The sequence below is a fragment of the Staphylococcus sp. HMSC057A08 genome (genome assembly GCF_001812925.1).
Taxonomy (GTDB): Bacteria; Bacillota; Bacilli; order Staphylococcales; family Staphylococcaceae; genus Staphylococcus; species Staphylococcus hominis.
The window spans coordinates 18,366-36,984 of sequence record NZ_KV810826.1; the positions used below are offsets into that span (position 1 = coordinate 18,366).

Consider the following 18,619-nt stretch of genomic DNA (forward strand, 5'->3'; position numbering starts at 1 on the left):
AAGATGAACACAATGGAGGTTGCAACGTATGAAATGTATTGTGGGTCTTGGTAATATAGGTAAACGTTTTGAACGAACAAGACACAATATTGGCTTTGAAGTGATTGACTATATTTTAGATAAAAATCAATTTACATTAGATAAACAAAAATTCAAAGGCGCTTATACTATTGAACGTTTAAATGGGGATAAAGTGCTATTTATCGAGCCAATGACTATGATGAATTTATCAGGAGAAGCTGTAGGACCTTTAATGGATTACTATAATGTAGAAGTTGAAGATTTAATCGTTTTATACGATGATATGGATTTATCTCAAGGGAATATTCGTCTACGTCAAAAAGGAAGTGCAGGTGGACATAATGGAATGAAATCGATTATTAAACATTTAGGTACAGATCAATTTAAACGTATTCGTATTGGAGTAGGGAGACCAACGAATGGTATGTCAGTTCCAGATTATGTATTACAAAAATTTTCTAATGAAGAAATGATGACAATGGAAAAAGTAATTGAACATGCTGCACAAGCAGTGGAAGCATTTATTGAGACGTCTCGTTTCGATCATGTTATGAATGAATATAATGGAGAAGTCAATTGAGAACGATTATTTCTGACTATATTCAAAATGACAAACGATTCCAGGAACTTGACGAAGTCTTTGGCAACCAAAATATTTTAGTTACAGGTTTATCTCCCTCAGCCAAAGCAACCATTATTGCTGAAAAATACTTGAATGATGATAAGCAAATGCTATTAATCACAAATAATTTATATCAAGCAGATAAATTAGAAACTGATATATTGCAATACATTGATCATTCTGAAGTTTATAAATATCCAGTCCAAGATATTATGACAGAAGAATTTTCAACTCAAAGCCCACAACTTATGAGTGAACGTGTTAGAACTTTAACGGCATTATCTCATGATAAGAAAGGGTTATTTATCGTTCCTTTAAATGGTTTGAAAAAATGGTTAACTCCAGTAGAATTGTGGAAACATCATCAAATGACTTTAGAAGTTGGCGATGATATCGATGTGGATGAATTTTTAAATAAACTAGTAAACATGGGATATCGACGTGAGAGTGTCGTTTCTCACATTGGTGAGTTTTCTCTACGAGGCGGCATCATTGATATTTACCCCCTTATCGGTCAACCAGTTAGAATTGAATTGTTTGACACTGAAGTCGACTCGATTCGAGACTTTGATGTAGAAACACAACGTTCAAATGATAATGTTGAAAAGGTAGATATCACTACAGCGAGTGATTATATTATTACAGAAGATGTGATTAATCATCTTCAAACAGAATTACAAAAAGCATATGAACAAACACGTCCTAAAATTGATAAATCTGTACGAAATGATTTGAAAGAAACATATGAAAGTTTTAAATTATTTGAATCCACTTTCTTTGATCATCAATTACTTCGCCGTCTAGTTGCTTTTATGTATGACACACCTTCTACACTAATCGATTATTTCCAAAAAGATGTCATTGTAGTAGTTGATGAATATAATCGTATTAAAGAAACTGAAAAGACATTGACTACTGAAGTAGATGATTTTATCCAGAATTTAATTGAAAGTGGTAACGGGTTTATTGGACAGTCATTTATGGAATATGATGGGTTTGAAACGTTAATCAATCATTATCCAGTCACATATTTCACATTATTCACATCCTCTATGCCAGTGAAGTTGCAACATATTATTAAATTTTCATGTAAGCCAGTGCAACAATTTTATGGACAATATGACATTATGCGTTCAGAATTTCAACGTTATGTAAGCAATAATTACACTATTGTAGTACTTGTAGAAACTGAAACGAAAGTTGAGCGTATTCAATCGATGCTTAATGAAATGCATATTCCTACTGTTACAAATATTCACTCAGAGATTGAAAGTGGACAAGCAATTGTAACAGAAGGTAGCCTATCAGAAGGTTTCGAACTACCTTATATGCAACTTGTTGTAATTACGGAACGAGAATTATTTAAAACAAAACAGAAAAAACAACGAAAACGGACTAAAACAATTTCTAATGCTGAAAAAATTAAATCTTATCAAGATTTAAATGTTGGAGATTATGTTGTCCATGTGCACCATGGTGTAGGACGTTATTTAGGTGTTGAAACACTAGAAGTTGGAGACGTCCATAGAGATTATATTAAATTACAATATAAAGGAACCGATCAACTTTTTGTACCTGTTGATCAAATGGATCAAGTACAAAAATATGTTGCTTCAGAAGATAAATCGCCTAAATTAAATAAACTAGGCGGCTCAGAATGGAAAAAAACGAAAGCCAAAGTACAACAAAGTGTTGAAGATATCGCAGATGAACTTATTGCACTATACAAAGAACGAGAAATGTCAGTAGGTTATCAATATGGTGAAGATACGGCTGAGCAACATGATTTCGAAATGGATTTCCCATATGAACTTACACCAGATCAAGCTAAATCTATTGAAGAAATTAAAGAAGATATGGAAAAAGAACGTCCAATGGATCGCTTATTATGTGGAGACGTAGGTTACGGAAAAACTGAAGTTGCTGTACGCGCGGCCTTTAAAGCTGTCATGGAAGGCAAGCAAGTTGCCTTTTTAGTGCCTACAACGATTCTAGCGCAACAACACTACGAAACATTAATTGAACGGATGCAAGATTTTCCAGTAGAAATTCAGTTGATTAGTCGATTCCGTACTGCTAAAGAAGTTAGAGAGACTAAAGAAGGTCTGAAATCTGGATACGTTGATATCGTTGTTGGAACACATAAACTATTGAGTAAAGACATTCAATATAAAGATTTGGGATTACTTATTGTCGATGAAGAACAACGTTTTGGCGTACGTCATAAAGAACGTATTAAAACATTGAAAACAAATGTAGATGTATTGACACTTACAGCTACGCCAATTCCAAGAACATTGCATATGAGCATGCTTGGCGTACGTGACTTATCTGTCATCGAAACACCCCCAGAAAACCGCTTCCCTGTACAAACCTATGTATTAGAGCAAAATAGTAATTTTATTAAAGAAGCTTTAGAACGTGAACTTTCTCGCGATGGGCAAGTGTTCTACCTTTACAATAAAGTACAGTCTATTTATGAAAAGCGTGAACAGTTACAAATGTTGATGCCAGAAGCAAATATTGCTGTTGCTCATGGACAGATGACAGAGCGAGATTTGGAAGAAACCATGTTGAGTTTTATTAATGGAGAGTACGACATTTTAGTTACAACAACCATTATAGAAACAGGTGTCGATGTTCCTAATGCGAACACATTAATCATAGAAGAAGCGGATCGTTTTGGTTTAAGTCAACTTTATCAATTACGTGGTAGAGTAGGACGTTCAAGTCGTATTGGATATGCTTACTTCTTACATTCTGCTAATAAAGTATTAACAGAAACAGCTGAAGAACGTTTACAAGCGATTAAAGAATTCACTGAATTAGGTTCAGGATTTAAAATTGCCATGCGTGATTTAAATATACGTGGAGCTGGTAATTTATTAGGTAAGCAACAACATGGATTCATTGATTCAGTAGGTTTTGATTTGTATTCTCAAATGTTAGAAGAAGCGGTAAACGAAAAACGTGGTATTACAGAAGAAGCGCCTGATGCACCAGATGTTGAAATGGAATTACACTTAGACGCTTATTTACCAGCAGAGTATATTCAAAATGAACAAGCTAAAATAGAAATTTATAAGAAATTGCGTAAAGTTGAAAATGAAGAACAGCTTTTTGATGTGAAAGATGAATTACTTGATCGCTTCAATGATTATCCTGTAGAAGTAGAACGTTTATTAGAAATGGTAGAGATTAAAATACACGCTTTACATGCAGGCGTGACATTGATTAAAGATAAAGGAAAACAAATTGAAGTATTCCTTTCAACTAAAGGTACAGAACAGATAAATGGTGAAGAATTATTTAAACAAACCCAACCTTTAGGACGAACAATGAAGTTGGGTGTTAAAGAAGGTAAAATGCATATTACTCTAACAAAATCTAAACAGTGGTTAGACAACTTAAAATTCTTAGTAAAATGTCTTGAAGGAAGTATGGAACTTGAGTACGAATTATAAATCGTCATCTGAAGTTTCCTCTTCTTCTAAGAATTCACGACAACATTCAGCATTTAATGGCGTAGTGATTTTAACGCTTGCTTTAGTCATTGTTAAAGTATTAAGTGCAATTTATCGAGTTCCATATCAAAATATTTTAGGTGACTCTGGATTATATGCTTATCAACAAATTTATCCTATTGTAGCGCTAGGTATGATACTATCAATGAATGCAATTCCTAGTGCTGTCACTCAAGTATTTGGAAGTCACAGTGGAACTGAAGTATTTTCAAAAACACTTCTAAGATTTCAAATGATAGGTCTTATTATTTTTAGTGTGATTTTAGTATTATCTCATCCATTAGCACTATTAATGGGAGATGCTCATTTAGCACCAATGTTAAAAATGGCAAGTCTTAGCTATTTGTTTATAGGAATTCTGGGTGTGATTAGAGGCTTTTATCAAAGTAGACAACAAATGAATATCCCAGCTATTTCACAAGTAATAGAACAATGTATTCGTGTATGTGTTATTATCATAGCTATTTTAATGTTTATGTTTAAAGAGTGGACCATTTATCAAGCTGGAGCACTTGCAATATTAGCTTCAGCTCTTGGCTTTTTAGGTTCTAGTCTATATTTATTAGCAACAAGACCTTTTCGATTACAATTAAACCAGCATTCATATCCTATTCCTTGGAAACAGCTAATACTTGCGACCCTCGTATTTGCATTAAGTCAATTATTAGTTATTTTATGGCAATTTATAGATAGTTTTACAGTCGTTCATATGCTACAAACATATGGTTTAGGATTTAGAGAAGCTATTATGCAAAAAGGAATCTATGATAGAGGCGCTTCATTTATTCAAATAGGTTTAATAGTGACTACTACATTTAGCTTTGTCCTAATTCCATTACTTACAGATGCCATTTCTGATCATAATCAAGTTCTTATGAATCGTTATACAAATGCATCTTTAAAAATTACACTACTCATTAGTGTAGCAGCAGGTATAGGTCTTATTAATATACTACCGATGATGAACCATGTATTTTTCAAAACAGACCAATTAAGCTTCACGCTTAGTATTTATACGCTTACTGTAATTGGTGTATCGCTTATCATGATGGACATCGCACTTTTACAAGTGATGAATCAAATTCGATCTATTTTTATTGGTGTGATGTCAGGACTACTATTTAAGATTATCTTTAATGTGATTTTCATTTACTTTATGGGAATTTTAGGCGCAAGTATAAGCACAGTGCTTTCGCTAATAATATTTGTTACTATTTTACATTATGAGGTCGTTAAATATTATCGTTTTAATCACATGCGCGCGTTTATTGTTAAATTGATGAGTGCGCTCATTATAATGTCAGTAGTCATACAGGGGTTGCGAATGCTATTACCTCCTGTAGGCCGTTTAGGCAGTCTAATTGAGTTGTTAATTATAGTAGGAATAGGGGGTCTCATATTCCTATTACTTGTTATGTATATGAATATTTTAGGATATAAAGAATTAAAACACTTACCATTCGGCGATAAACTGTATCGCATAAAGAAAGGAAGATAGATATGACGCATACCCTTACCATTGTTGGGATAGGCAATCATAGTATGGATGATTTACCTTTAGGTGTCTATCGCTTTTTAAAACAGCAACAGAGTGTATATGCAAGGACACTCGAACATCCTGTTATTAAAGATTTAAAAAGTGACATTGAATTTAAAAGCTTTGATGACGTGTACGAAAAGTATGATCAATTTGAAGCAGTGTATCAACATATTGTTGAAACTTTAATAGAAGAAACGCGTATACAAGATACTGTTTACGTAGTGCCTGGACATCCACGTGTAGCTGAAACGACTACTGCTAAATTACTTGATTACAATAAAAATAATGATGATATACATGTAAAGATTTTAGGTGGGAAAAGTTTTATAGATGATATATTTGTTGCAATCGATGAAGATCCTAATGATGGATTTACATTATTAGATGGTACTATTTTGAAAGAAAACACATTAAATATTCGAACACATACTCTCATTACACAAGTATATAGTGCGATGATTGCAGCAGATGTTAAACTCACATTAATGGAACGTTATCCAGACGATTTTAAAGTGAAGATAGTTACGGGCGCTAATAGTCAAGGCGCTAAAGTATTAGAAGTACCGTTATTTGAGTTAGATCATAATGAGGATATGTTTAACAATCTAACAAGTGTATTTGTGCCTAAAATAACGCGTGATGAAGATATGTATACTGATTTTGATTTTGCAGTTTATATTATTGACCATCTAGTGGATGATGAAAAAGGCTGTCCATGGGATCGTGTGCAAACGCATGAATCACTTAAACGTTATTTATTAGAAGAAACATTTGAATTGTTTGAAGCAATAGATAATGAAGATGATTGGCATATGATTGAAGAACTCGGAGATATCTTATTACAAGTGCTACTCCATGCGAGTATTGGTAAAAAAGAAGGATATATGGATATTAAAGAAGTGATTGAAAGCTTAAATGCTAAAATGATTCGTCGACATCCTCACATATTCGGTGATAAAACAGTTGAAACAATAGAAGATTTAAATGATGTCTGGAAGGATGCAAAAGCAAAAGAAGGTAAAATACCTCGTGTGAAATTTGAGAAAGTGTTTGCAGACCATTTTATGACATTGTATGATAAAACCAAAAATAAGGATTTTAATGAAGAAACCCTTAAAAATTATTTACAACAAGGGGAGAATGATAAATGAGATTAGATAAATATTTAAAAGTATCAAGACTTGTAAAACGTCGTACACTTGCGAAAGAAATTAGCGATCAAGGACGTGTAACAATTAATGGTAATGTAGCTAAAGCTGGCACAGATGTAAAAGTGGAAGACGAATTAGTCATTCGTTTTGGACAAAAAAGTGTGACGGTTAAAGTAACTGGATTAAGTGAACACGCATCAAAAGAAAATGCTAAAAATATGTATGAACTGATTAAAGAAGAACGAGTTCAACCATCTGCACAATCTGAAGAAGTGTAGTCTATGATTGAAACGCTTAAAGGAGGTGACAAGTTATGAGTAAAAAGGTAGAACATATTGATAATCAATATACTTCAGAACGAAATCGAAAGAAACAACGTCAACAAAAACGAATGCGTGTCGTTCGTCGAAGAGTAACAGTTTTTGGAGGATTATTATTAGCGATTATTATTATTCTATCTATCATGCTTGTCTTCCAAAAACAAAGTAACAATCAAGCAACAATAGAACGAAAGCAGAAAGAAGAACAATTTCAGAAAAAACAAGATGAGGAAATAGCATTAAAAGAAGAGCTTAATAATCTTAACGATAAAGATTATATAGAGAAAGTTGCTCGAGATGACTATTATTTAAGTAACAATGGAGAAATTATTTTTAAATTGCCTAATGATAAATCATCGTCTAATTCTAAATCCTCTAGTAATAATTAAAAAGAGTACTCAACTTTAAAAATTAAAGTAAAACGCTTAATTTAAAATAATCGTTTTATAGCATTGTGTAAATTTTAAAACAGGAATATAATAAGGTTAAAATTGAAACATTATCGGGAGGATTTATTTAGAATATGTCAATCGAAGTAGGAAACAAGCTAAAAGGTAAAGTGACAGGTATCAAAAAATTTGGTGCGTTTGTAGAATTACCTGAAGGTAAAAGTGGCTTAGTTCATATTAGTGAAGTTGCTGATAATTATGTTGAAAATGTAGAAGATCATTTATCAGTTGGAGATGAAGTGGAGGTAAAAGTTTTATCTATTGCAGAGGATGGTAAAATCAGCCTCTCAATTAAAAAAGCGAAAGATCGTCCTCGTCGTCCACATCACAAATCTAATCAAAATAAACCACCTCAACAAAAAGCAGAAGATTTTGAAAAGAAATTAAGTAATTTCTTAAAAGACAGTGAAGACAAATTGACTTCTATTAAACGTCAAACAGAATCAAGACGTGGTGGTAAAGGATCTAGACGTTAATTATATCTGTGTGAGTAAATATAGCTAAGTTAACGGAGCCCTGGTTCCAATCATTTATTCTAGATTAATATGTATTGATAATAACTTAAGTGCATTAGATCATGTAAGACCTATGCCAGGGGTGAGATAAAGAACTGAAATTAAAGTTCTATCTCACTCTTTTTTCGTTATATCAATTATTTACCCTAAGTCAGGAGGTTCAGTAATGTGAAAGTGAAAACGTCTCTTTGGAAAAAGACGGATCATTTAGCTGTTGCGGTATCTACAGGGATTGATAGTATGTGTTTATTATATAAATTATTAAATGATTTATCACATTCATATCAATCTATAACGTGTTTGCATGTCAATCATGGTTTAAGAGATGCATCTGTCGAAGAAGAACGATTTATTAAACAATTTTGCAAGCAATATCAAATTCCCTGTTATGTTAAACAGTTAGATTTATCTGAAACAGTAGAAAAAGGAAAAAGTATTCAATCTGAAGCGAGAGATTTACGTTATCAATGGTTTAATGAGATGATGAGTAAGATAAATGCTGATGTTTTATTAACTGCTCATCATTTAAATGATCAACTTGAAACGATTTTTTATCGCGTTTTTACTGGTCGATCAACGCGCAATTCATTAGGGATGCATGAATGTACTGAGCGAAATCATTATTTTATTTGTCGTCCTCTGATAGAGACATATAAAAATGATATAAAACAGTATCAAACCATTCACCATGTGCCTTTTTATGAAGATGAATCTAATCATCATAATAAATATGCAAGAAATGACATTCGCAATCGGCTTTTACCAGCTATTGATGAAAATAAGGACTTCAAGGTAGAACAATTATTAAAGTTGAAACATTGGCACGATATGCAATTACAACTTACACAACGACGAATAAGTTATTTTATAGAACAACATGTTAACATTCACCTTAATGAAGAACGTATACAATTATCTCGAGCGTCTTTTAATCAACTAGATGAAATTTCAAAAATGATTTTATTAGATCGTTTATTTGAGATGCTTCAGTTAAATAAATCTTTTTCAGAAAAAAATTATAATGAATGGTTCGAGCAAATTGAGAGTAAACAATCTCAAATTAAAATTCCCCTCACTGAAAAATGGATAATTCAAATTGCATATGATAAATTTATAATAATGGCTCATTATGAACACTCTCTACTTGAAGAACAAATTGTTACGCATCCTTATACATATCAATTTGGTCATTATTTAATTACAATTCATCCAAATGAGAATGATGAAGCAATCGATTGGCCTCTAACGATTCGAACACGTAGAGATGGAGATAAGTTTAAGTTAAATGGTAGTCATGGACATAAAAAAGTAAGTCGTTTATTGATTGATAAAAAAATTGATAGTATAGAACGTACACAAATACCCATCATTTTAGATGCAAAACAACGAGTGATTGCTATAGGACAACTTTATGTGACGACAAGCTTTAAACATATAATAGATATTAAAAAAATTGGAGATGACTCATAAATGAAAGATGATTTAAAAGATATTTTATTAACTGAAGAAGAAATCCAAGAAATTTGTAAACATTTAGGTGAACAATTAACGAGAGATTACAAAGATAAACCACTTGTTTGTGTTGGTATCCTTAAAGGTTCAGTTATGTTTATGGCAGATTTAATCAAACGTATTGATACACATTTAGCAATTGATTTTATGGATGTTTCAAGTTATCACGGTGGTACAGAATCAACAGGAGAAGTACAAATTTTAAAAGATTTAAGTGCTTCTATTGAAAACAAAGATGTACTCATTATTGAAGATATTTTAGAAACAGGTACAACTTTAAAATCAATTACTGAATTACTACGATCACGCAAAGTTAACTCATTAGAAATCGTTACATTGTTAGATAAACCGAATCGTCGTAAAGCGGATATTGAAGCAAAATACGTTGGCAAAAAAATACCTGATGAGTTTGTAGTAGGATATGGTTTAGATTATGCTGAGCATTATCGAAATCTTCCTTACATTGGTACATTAAAACCGGAAATTTATAATAAATAAAATTTTATAATGTATTAGCAAATACATGAAATAGATTTTTAAATATAATAACTATACTAACGATATAAATTAGTGTAGACTCATTTTATATTCAAAATTGTCATTTTATGAAACGACTATACATAGATATGTAAAGTTAGAAATAAAGAATGGGTAAATGATGAATATAAAATAATTAACTAGAATTAGAAAAGCGCTACAAAAGTTGAAATACTAGCCTTTATAAGCTAGACTATGTTACAATCTTTGTTAGCTTTATTATAGAAATAGGAGGAAATGACGCATGCAGAAAGCTTTTCGCAATGTGCTAGTTATCGCAATTATTGGCGTTATTATATTCGGTGTTTTCTCATATATCAATGGTAATGGAAATACACCGAAACAACTTTCCTATTCACAGTTTGTAGAGAAATTGGATAAAGGTGATCTTAAAACTTTAGAAATCCAACCTGAACAAAATGTGTACTTGGTAAGTGGTAAAACTAAAAATGATGAAGATTATTCTTCAACGATTTTATACAATAACGAAAAAGATTTACAACAAATAACAAATGAAGCTCGTAGCCAAAAAGGATTAGATTTTACAGTTAAAGAAGAAGAAAAACAAAGTGTCTTTGTCAGTATGTTGACAACGCTTATTCCTGTATTAATTATTGCTTTCTTATTTATATTCTTCCTTAGCCAGGCACAAGGTGGTGGCGGTGGAGGTCGTATGATGAACTTTGGTAAATCCAAAGCAAAAATGTACGACAACCAAAAACGTCGTGTTCGCTTCTCAGATGTTGCTGGGGCAGACGAAGAAAAACAAGAGTTAATTGAAATTGTAGATTTCTTAAAAGATAATAAGAAGTTTAAGAAAATGGGTTCAAGAATCCCTAAAGGTGTCTTACTTGTAGGCCCACCAGGTACAGGTAAAACATTATTAGCACGTGCCGTTGCAGGCGAAGCTGGAGCGCCATTCTTCTCAATCAGTGGTTCTGATTTCGTTGAAATGTTTGTAGGTGTTGGTGCAAGTCGAGTACGTGATTTATTTGAAAATGCTAAGAAAAATGCACCTTGTATTATTTTCATAGACGAAATTGATGCTGTTGGTCGTCAACGTGGTGCAGGTGTTGGTGGCGGGCACGATGAACGTGAACAAACGCTTAACCAATTATTAGTTGAAATGGATGGTTTCGGTGAGAATGAAGGTATCATTATGATTGCAGCAACAAACCGTCCTGACATTTTAGACCCTGCATTATTACGTCCTGGTCGTTTCGATAGACAAATTCAAGTAGGTCGTCCAGATGTTAAAGGCCGTGAAGCGATTCTTCATGTCCATGCTAAAAACAAACCACTTGATGAAACTGTCGATTTAAAAGCTATTTCTCAAAGAACGCCTGGTTTCTCTGGTGCTGATTTAGAAAACCTATTGAACGAAGCATCATTAATTGCCGCACGTGAAGGTAAAAATAAAATTGATATGCGTGATATTGAAGAAGCAACAGACCGAGTGATTGCGGGTCCAGCGAAAAAATCTCGTGTTATTTCTGATAAAGAACGTAATATTGTAGCACATCATGAAGCAGGTCATACAGTCATTGGTATGGTACTTGATGAAGCAGAAGTTGTACACAAAGTAACGATTGTGCCTCGTGGACAAGCAGGTGGTTACGCAATGATGTTACCTAAACAAGACCGCTTCTTAATGACAGAACCAGAATTGTTAGATAAAATTTGTGGTCTTTTAGGTGGTCGTGTATCTGAAGATATTAACTTCCATGAAGTATCAACTGGTGCTTCAAACGACTTTGAAAGAGCAACACAAATTGCACGTTCAATGGTCACTGAATATGGTATGAGTAAGAAATTAGGACCTTTACAATTCTCTACAAGCGGTGGCGGCCAAGTCTTCTTAGGTAAAGATATGCAAGGTGAACCTAACTATTCAGGCCAAATTGCTTATGAAATTGATAAAGAAGTTCAACGTATTATTAAAGAACAATATGAACGTTGTAAACAAATTTTATTAGAACATGAATCTCAATTGAAACTGATTGCTAAAACATTATTAACTGAAGAGACACTAGTAGCAGAACAAATACGTTCATTATTCTATGATGGTGTTTTACCAACAGTGGATTATGATGCAGCTAAAGTGGTAAAAGATGAAGATAGAGATGATTCTGAGTTCTCAAACGGTAAATATGGTAAATCTTATGATGACATTCGTGAAGAACAACTTGAAGAAGGTCGTAAAGATGAAGCAGAAGACCGCAAAGAAAATGACAGAATCGATCATGATAGAAACAATCATCGTTCAGACCGTAATCAATCTCAAAATCATTCACAACGAAATGATAGAGATGAAACAGGTTATGAACAATCTCCAAATATAGAGCATCCAACAGATTCAAATCATAGAGAATCATAGTTAGTCATAAAAACTCTTTCGACTCGGGTTAAATAACCTTAATCGAAAGAGTTTTTAATATGATATAGGAGCATTATATACGCTAGAGCAAGTTACTTCATATTCTTAAATAAGCAGTGTAAAATAGATATTCTTAATAAAGGATTTAATATTAGATTTTAAAATAAATGAAACAAACGAAATAAAATAACATAAAGGAGAGATTAGAGTAATGACACATGATTATATTGTTAAATCTTTGGCTTTTGATGGAGAAGTACGTGCGTATGCTGCATTAACAACTGAATCAGTTCAAGAAGGCCAAACACGTCACTATACATGGCCTACAGCTTCAGCAGCGATGGGGAGAACAATGACAGCAACGTTATTAATGGGGGCAATGTTAAAAGGAGATCAAAAGCTTACTGTCACAGTAGATGGTAAGGGCCCAATTGGTCGAATTATTGCTGATGCAGATGCACAAGGAAATGTACGGGCATATGTTGACCATCCTCAAACCCATTTTCCACTTAACGATCAAGGTAAATTGGATGTAAGACGAGCAGTAGGTACTGAGGGTGCAATTCAAGTCGTTAAGGATGTAGGAATGAAAGATTATTTCTCAGGCGCAAGTCCAATCGTTTCTGGTGAACTTGGAGAAGATTTTACTTATTATTTTGCGACAAGTGAACAAACACCGTCATCAGTAGGATTAGGGGTACTTGTTAATCCTGATAATTCTATTAAAGCAGCGGGTGGATTTATTATACAAGTCATGCCAGGCGCGAAAGAAGAAACTATTACTAAATTAGAAAATGCAATTAACAAAATGCAGCCTGTTTCTAAATTGATTGAACAAGGCTTAACACCAGAAGGTATCTTAAATGAAATTTTAGGTGAAGAGAATGTACAAATTTTGGAAACAATGGATGCACAATTTGAATGTAATTGTAGTCATGAAAAATTCCTAAATGCAATTAAAGGTTTAGGTGAAGCAGAAATTGAAGATATGATTAAAGAAGATCATGGTGCTGAGGCCGTGTGTCATTTCTGTGGAAATAAATATCATTATTCTGAAGGCGAACTTCAAGAACTACTTGATACAATAAAAAAATAGTAGAATGTTGAGGAGCAATAAGCGTATGTTTATTGCTCTTTTTTTATGGGAAAAACTAAATGTAACTAATGAAAGTAAAATATTACATCGTATTTAAAGAAATATCTTTGTCTTTTTAGAAAATTCTGATAGAATATAGTTATATCCGATAGAAAAACTAAGTTTTAAATTAGAAAGTTAAAGGAGTGTTTTTTCGATGGCACAAAAACCTGTAGAAAATATTACACAAATTATTGGCAACACACCGGTAGTAAAATTAAGAAATGTAGTAGATGAAGATGCGGCAGATGTATATGTAAAATTAGAGTATCAAAATCCAGGTGGCTCTGTAAAAGACCGTATTGCTTTAGCAATGATTGAAAAAGCTGAAAAAGAAGGAAAAATTAAACCTGGTGATACAATTGTAGAACCAACAAGTGGTAATACTGGTATTGGTTTAGCATTTGTTTGTGCAGCTAAAGGTTATAAAGCAGTATTTACTATGCCTGAAACAATGAGTTCTGAACGTCGCAACTTATTAAAAGCGTATGGTGCGGAATTAGTGTTAACACCTGGATCTGAAGCAATGAAAGGTGCTATTAAGAAAGCTAAAGAATTGAAAGAAAAACATGGTTATTTCGAACCTCAACAATTTGAAAATCCAGCTAACCCTGAAGTACATGCATTAACAACTGGTCCTGAATTAGTTGAACAATTTGAAGGCAAACAAATTGATGCTTTCTTAGCAGGTGTTGGTACTGGTGGTACATTATCTGGTGTAGGTAAAGTCTTAAAAGAGAAATATCCTAACGTTGAAATTGTAGCAATTGAACCAGAAGGATCTCCTGTATTAAGTGGTGGAGAACCTGGTCCACATAAATTACAAGGTTTAGGTGCTGGATTTGTACCTGATACTTTAAATACTAATATTTATGATAGTATCATTAAAGTTGGTAATGAAACTGCAATGGAAACATCACGTCGTGTGGCTAAAGAAGAAGGTATCTTAGCAGGTATTTCTTCAGGTGCAGCAATTTATGCAGCAATCGAAAAAGCAAAAGAGTTAGGTAAAGGTAAAACAGTTGTAACAGTATTACCAAGTAATGGTGAACGTTACTTATCTACACCATTATATTCATTCGATGACTAATGATGATATAAGTTGATATTTGAATATCATGTTTTAAATAAGAAATAGCTGGTTTCGTAAAAGGCGAAGCCAGCTATTTTACTTTTTAGTATAAAGGTTCTCTCAGTTAACAATACTGAAATATAGACTAAATGAGTGTATCATGTGAGTATACATATTTATTTTAAAAAACAAAGGATGATTGATAGTGGGTAAAACAAAAATTATGGGAATCTTAAATGTAACGCCTGATTCATTTTCAGATGGTGGTCAGTATAATTCAATTGATAACGCAGTTACACGTGCTAAAGAAATGATTGATGAAGACGTAGATATTATTGATGTAGGAGGCGTATCAACAAGACCTGGGCACACAGAAGTGTCTTTAGAAGAAGAAATGCAACGTGTCGTGCCAGTTGTAGAAGAACTGGTGAAACTAAATGTACAAATTTCCATTGATACATATCGCAGTGAAGTTGCTGAAGCTTGTCTAAGATTAGGGGCCACAATGATTAATGATCAATGGGCTGGATTATATGATCCTCATATTTTAGATGTAGTTGCTAAATATGAAGCGGAAATTGTGTTAATGCATAATGGAGATGGACACCGTGACCAACCAGTTGTAGAAGAAATGCTATTAACACTTATAAAGCAAGCAAATAAAGCAGAAATGGCAGGAATTCCAAAACATAAAATATGGTTAGATCCTGGAATTGGATTTGCTAAAAGTAGAAAAGAAGAAAATGAAGTAATGGCTCGATTAGATGAATTAGTTGCTACAGAGTATCCTGTTTTATTAGCGACAAGTCGTAAACGTTTTATTAGAGAGATGATTTCTACTGATACGACACCAAAAGAAAGAGATGAGGCCACTGCTGCTACTACTGCCTATGGTATAATGAAAGGCATAAAAGCAGTTCGCGTACATAATGTTCAATTAAATGTACGTTTAGCTCAAGGTATAGATTTTTTGAAGGAGAATGAAAATGAACGACATGATCTTTCTTAAAGGGATGAAGTTTTATGGATATCATGGTGCACTCACAGCTGAGAATGAAATAGGTCAAATTTTTTTAGTAGACGTAACGTTAAAAGTAGACTTATCAAAAGCGGGGCAGACAGATAATGTTAAAGATACTGTGCATTATGGTGAAGTATTTGAAGATGTAAAAGATATTGTTGAAGGTCCACCTTGCAATTTAATCGAGCATCTAGCTGAACGTATTGCAAAACGTATAAATTCACACTATAATCGTGTAATGGAAACGAAAGTCAGAATCACTAAAGAAAATCCACCTATACCTGGTCATTACGATGGTGTGGGTATTGAAATAGTGAGGGAGAATCGTTAATGGTACAGGCATATTTAGGTTTAGGAAGTAATATTGGTGATAGAAAACAACAACTTCTTAAGGCAATTGATTTAATTGGAAACATTAAGGGTATAAAGGTAACAAAACAATCATCGATATATGAAACTGCACCGATTGGCTATACTGACCAGCCTAATTTCTTGAATTTGTGTTTAGAGATTGAAACAGAGTTGTCACCTCAGCAATTGCTTAAGCATTGTTTAGACATTGAACAACAACTGCATCGAGTAAGAGAAATACGTTGGGGTCCTAGAACATTAGATATAGATATCTTATTATATAGTGATGATATTATTGAAACAGACAATTTAAGTGTACCTCACCCACGAATGCAAGAACGTGCTTTTGTACTGATACCGTTGAACGATATTGCATCGGACAAACAGAATCCACGATTAAATCAGAAAATTCATGATTTAGTTTTTCCAGATGATACGGTTAAGAAATATAAAGACTAAGTGCTAAGATAAGTGCTTAAATTCTTAAAATATAAATATATTTTAAGAATTTAACTATGTGACTATGTATAAAATAATGAATGGAAAATATTTTACAATATTTTTAATAAGTACATAACATCCATTAATAGTAAAACAGGAAGTTTAAAGGAGAGAGAGTAATGTCAGAAGAAATGAATGACCAAATGCAGGTTCGTCGACAAAAATTACAAGAACTTATTGATTTAGGAATTGACCCGTTTGGTAAACGCTTTGAACGTACAGCTACTGCAAGTGAATTAAAAGAAAAATGGGATCATTTTTCTAAAGAAGAATTACATGAAAAAGAAGATGAAAGTCATGTTTCTATTGCAGGGCGTTTAATGACAAAACGTGGTAAAGGTAAAGCAGGATTTGCGCATGTACAAGATTTAACTGGTCAAATTCAAATTTATGTACGTAAAGATCAAATTGGCGAAGAACCTTTTGATAACCTTTGGAAAACAACGGATTTAGGTGACATTGTAGGTATTGAAGGTGTCATGTTTAAAACAAATACTGGCGAATTATCAGTAAAAGCAAAATCATTTACATTATTATCTAAAGCTTTAAGACCATTACCTGATAAATTTCATGGTTTACAAGATATTGAGCAAAGATATCGCCAACGTTATCTAGATTTAATTACTAACCAAGATAGTACTCGTACATTTATTAACCGTAGTAAAATCATCCAAGAAATGAGAAATTATTTAAATCAAAGAGGCTATTTAGAAGTAGAAACGCCAATGATGCATCAAATCGCTGGTGGTGCTGCAGCTCGACCATTTGTTACACATCATAATGCACTAGATGCAACGTTATATATGCGTATTGCGATAGAGTTACATTTAAAACGATTAATTGTAGGCGGATTAGAAAAAGTTTATGAAATTGGTCGTGTATTCCGTAATGAAGGTGTATCAACACGCCATAATCCTGAGTTTACTATGATAGAGTTATATGAAGCATATGCCGATTATCATGATATTATGGATTTAACAGAATCTATGGTTAGATATATTGCACAAACTGTATTAGGTTCAGCAAAAGTGCAATATAATGGCGAAGAAATCGACTTAGAATCAGATTGGAAACGACTTCATATTGTAGACGCTGTTAAAGAGGCTACAGGTGTAAACTTCTATAATGTGAAAACAGATGAAGAAGCTAAAGCATTAGCTAAAGCACATGGTATTGAAATTACAGAAAACATGAGATATGGACATATTTTAAATGAATTCTTTGAACAAAAAGTTGAAGAAACATTAATTCAACCTACATTTATTTATGGACATCCAATTGAAATTTCTCCACTTGCTAAGAAAAATCCAGAAGATCCAAGATTTACTGATCGTTTTGAGTTGTTTATTGTAGGTAGAGAACATGCAAATGCCTTCACAGAATTAAATGATCCAATCGATCAACGTGAACGTTTTGAAGCACAACTTGTTGAGAAAGAACAAGGTAACGATGAAGCTCATGAAATGGATGAAGATTACATTGAAGCGCTTGAATATGGTATGCCACCAACAGGCGGACTAGGAATTGGAATTGATCGTTTAGTTATGTTGTTAACTGATTCACCATCTATTAGAGATGTATTATTATTCCCTTACATGAGACAAAAATAAGATTAATATAAATTAAAAGCGTTGCTTGCTAAGGTAAGCAACGTTTTTTTATGAAAAATAAAAAGGAAAATTAATTAAAAAAGACTAGATATTATATATATGATGTGGTAGTATACTATGAGTGTTCAAAAATTAAATCCTTTTTAAAAATTAATTTAAAAAACCTTTAAAAAATTGTTGACATTAGACTTTGATTATTATAAGATATAAAAGTCGTCAAAAACGAAAGTTAATTTTGTAAAACACTTGTAAAAAGAATTTTAATAAAGTGTAAAATTAACTATTGAAAAATTAATTAATTAGTAATATAATTATTTGAGTAAGTTATTGTCTGGTGACAATGGCAAGGAGGTCACACCTG

16 protein-coding genes are annotated in these 18,619 nt (G+C 32.8%); all 16 read left to right on the top strand.

What is annotated here, in order from left to right; translation table 11 throughout:
• Nucleotides 1–28 precede the first annotated feature (28 nt).
• The 16 genes from pth (at nt 29) to lysS (ending at nt 18,258) form a co-directional block, all read left to right on the top strand.
• A complete protein-coding gene (pth, locus tag HMPREF2881_RS00645) occupies nt 29–601 on the top strand; it encodes an aminoacyl-tRNA hydrolase (protein WP_002455841.1) in 573 nt (190 codons plus the stop codon).
• Nucleotides 598–4,107: a transcription-repair coupling factor gene (gene mfd / locus HMPREF2881_RS00650; protein ID WP_002488162.1), complete on the top strand. Its 3,510-nt coding sequence runs from the start codon at nt 598–600 to the stop codon at nt 4,105–4,107. Before pth ends, mfd begins: the two co-directional genes overlap by 4 nt.
• Nucleotides 4,091–5,665: a polysaccharide biosynthesis protein gene (locus HMPREF2881_RS00655; protein ID WP_002488163.1), complete on the top strand. Its 1,575-nt coding sequence runs from the start codon at nt 4,091–4,093 to the stop codon at nt 5,663–5,665. The genes mfd and HMPREF2881_RS00655 overlap by 17 nt, the downstream gene beginning before the upstream one ends.
• A 2-nt stretch (nt 5,666–5,667) precedes the next feature.
• Nucleotides 5,668–6,858, top strand: a complete 1,191-nt coding sequence (locus HMPREF2881_RS00660) for a MazG nucleotide pyrophosphohydrolase domain-containing protein (protein ID WP_002488161.1) — start codon at nt 5,668–5,670, stop codon at nt 6,856–6,858.
• The gene (locus HMPREF2881_RS00665; protein WP_002449975.1) at nt 6,855–7,136 is read left to right on the top strand and encodes an RNA-binding S4 domain-containing protein; all 282 of its coding nucleotides are present in this window, start codon (nt 6,855–6,857) and stop codon (nt 7,134–7,136) included. Before HMPREF2881_RS00660 ends, HMPREF2881_RS00665 begins: the two co-directional genes overlap by 4 nt.
• Nucleotides 7,137–7,171: 35 nt before the next feature.
• A complete protein-coding gene (divIC, locus tag HMPREF2881_RS00670; RefSeq protein ID WP_002449948.1) occupies nt 7,172–7,567 on the top strand; it encodes a cell division protein DivIC in 396 nt (131 codons plus the stop codon).
• 134 nt (nt 7,568–7,701) lie between these two features.
• Nucleotides 7,702–8,103, top strand: a complete 402-nt coding sequence (locus HMPREF2881_RS00675) for a S1 domain-containing RNA-binding protein (RefSeq protein WP_002449946.1) — start codon at nt 7,702–7,704, stop codon at nt 8,101–8,103.
• A 207-nt stretch (nt 8,104–8,310) separates the two neighbouring features.
• On the top strand, nt 8,311–9,612 hold the full coding sequence (tilS, locus tag HMPREF2881_RS00680) for a tRNA lysidine(34) synthetase TilS (RefSeq protein WP_002488158.1): 1,302 nt from the start codon (nt 8,311–8,313) through the stop codon (nt 9,610–9,612).
• Nucleotides 9,613–10,152, top strand: coding sequence for a hypoxanthine phosphoribosyltransferase (gene hpt, locus HMPREF2881_RS00685; RefSeq protein ID WP_002455836.1), 540 nt, complete (start codon nt 9,613–9,615; stop codon nt 10,150–10,152).
• Nucleotides 10,153–10,435: 283 nt separating this feature from the next.
• Complete coding sequence (gene ftsH / locus HMPREF2881_RS00690; RefSeq protein ID WP_002488156.1) at nt 10,436–12,568, top strand: ATP-dependent zinc metalloprotease FtsH; 2,133 nt, start codon at nt 10,436–10,438, stop codon at nt 12,566–12,568.
• A gap of 211 nt (nt 12,569–12,779) precedes the next feature.
• Nucleotides 12,780–13,664 carry an Hsp33 family molecular chaperone HslO gene (gene hslO / locus HMPREF2881_RS00695; protein ID WP_002488155.1) on the top strand — a complete coding sequence of 295 codons (885 nt, stop codon included), beginning with the start codon at nt 12,780–12,782 and terminating at the stop codon, nt 13,662–13,664.
• Nucleotides 13,665–13,860: 196 nt separating this feature from the next.
• Nucleotides 13,861–14,793: a cysteine synthase A gene (gene cysK / locus HMPREF2881_RS00700; RefSeq protein ID WP_002488166.1), complete on the top strand. Its 933-nt coding sequence runs from the start codon at nt 13,861–13,863 to the stop codon at nt 14,791–14,793.
• A gap of 187 nt (nt 14,794–14,980) precedes the next feature.
• Complete coding sequence (folP, locus tag HMPREF2881_RS00705; RefSeq protein WP_002488167.1) at nt 14,981–15,784, top strand: dihydropteroate synthase; 804 nt, start codon at nt 14,981–14,983, stop codon at nt 15,782–15,784.
• Nucleotides 15,762–16,127 carry a dihydroneopterin aldolase gene (gene folB / locus HMPREF2881_RS00710; protein WP_002449960.1) on the top strand — a complete coding sequence of 122 codons (366 nt, stop codon included), beginning with the start codon at nt 15,762–15,764 and terminating at the stop codon, nt 16,125–16,127. Before folP ends, folB begins: the two co-directional genes overlap by 23 nt.
• Nucleotides 16,127–16,606, top strand: a complete 480-nt coding sequence (gene folK / locus HMPREF2881_RS00715; RefSeq protein ID WP_002449970.1) for a 2-amino-4-hydroxy-6-hydroxymethyldihydropteridine diphosphokinase — start codon at nt 16,127–16,129, stop codon at nt 16,604–16,606. The genes folB and folK overlap by 1 nt, the downstream gene beginning before the upstream one ends.
• Before the next feature lie 161 nt (nt 16,607–16,767).
• Nucleotides 16,768–18,258: a lysine--tRNA ligase gene (gene lysS / locus HMPREF2881_RS00720; protein WP_002455832.1), complete on the top strand. Its 1,491-nt coding sequence runs from the start codon at nt 16,768–16,770 to the stop codon at nt 18,256–18,258.
• Nucleotides 18,259–18,619 lie beyond the last annotated feature (361 nt).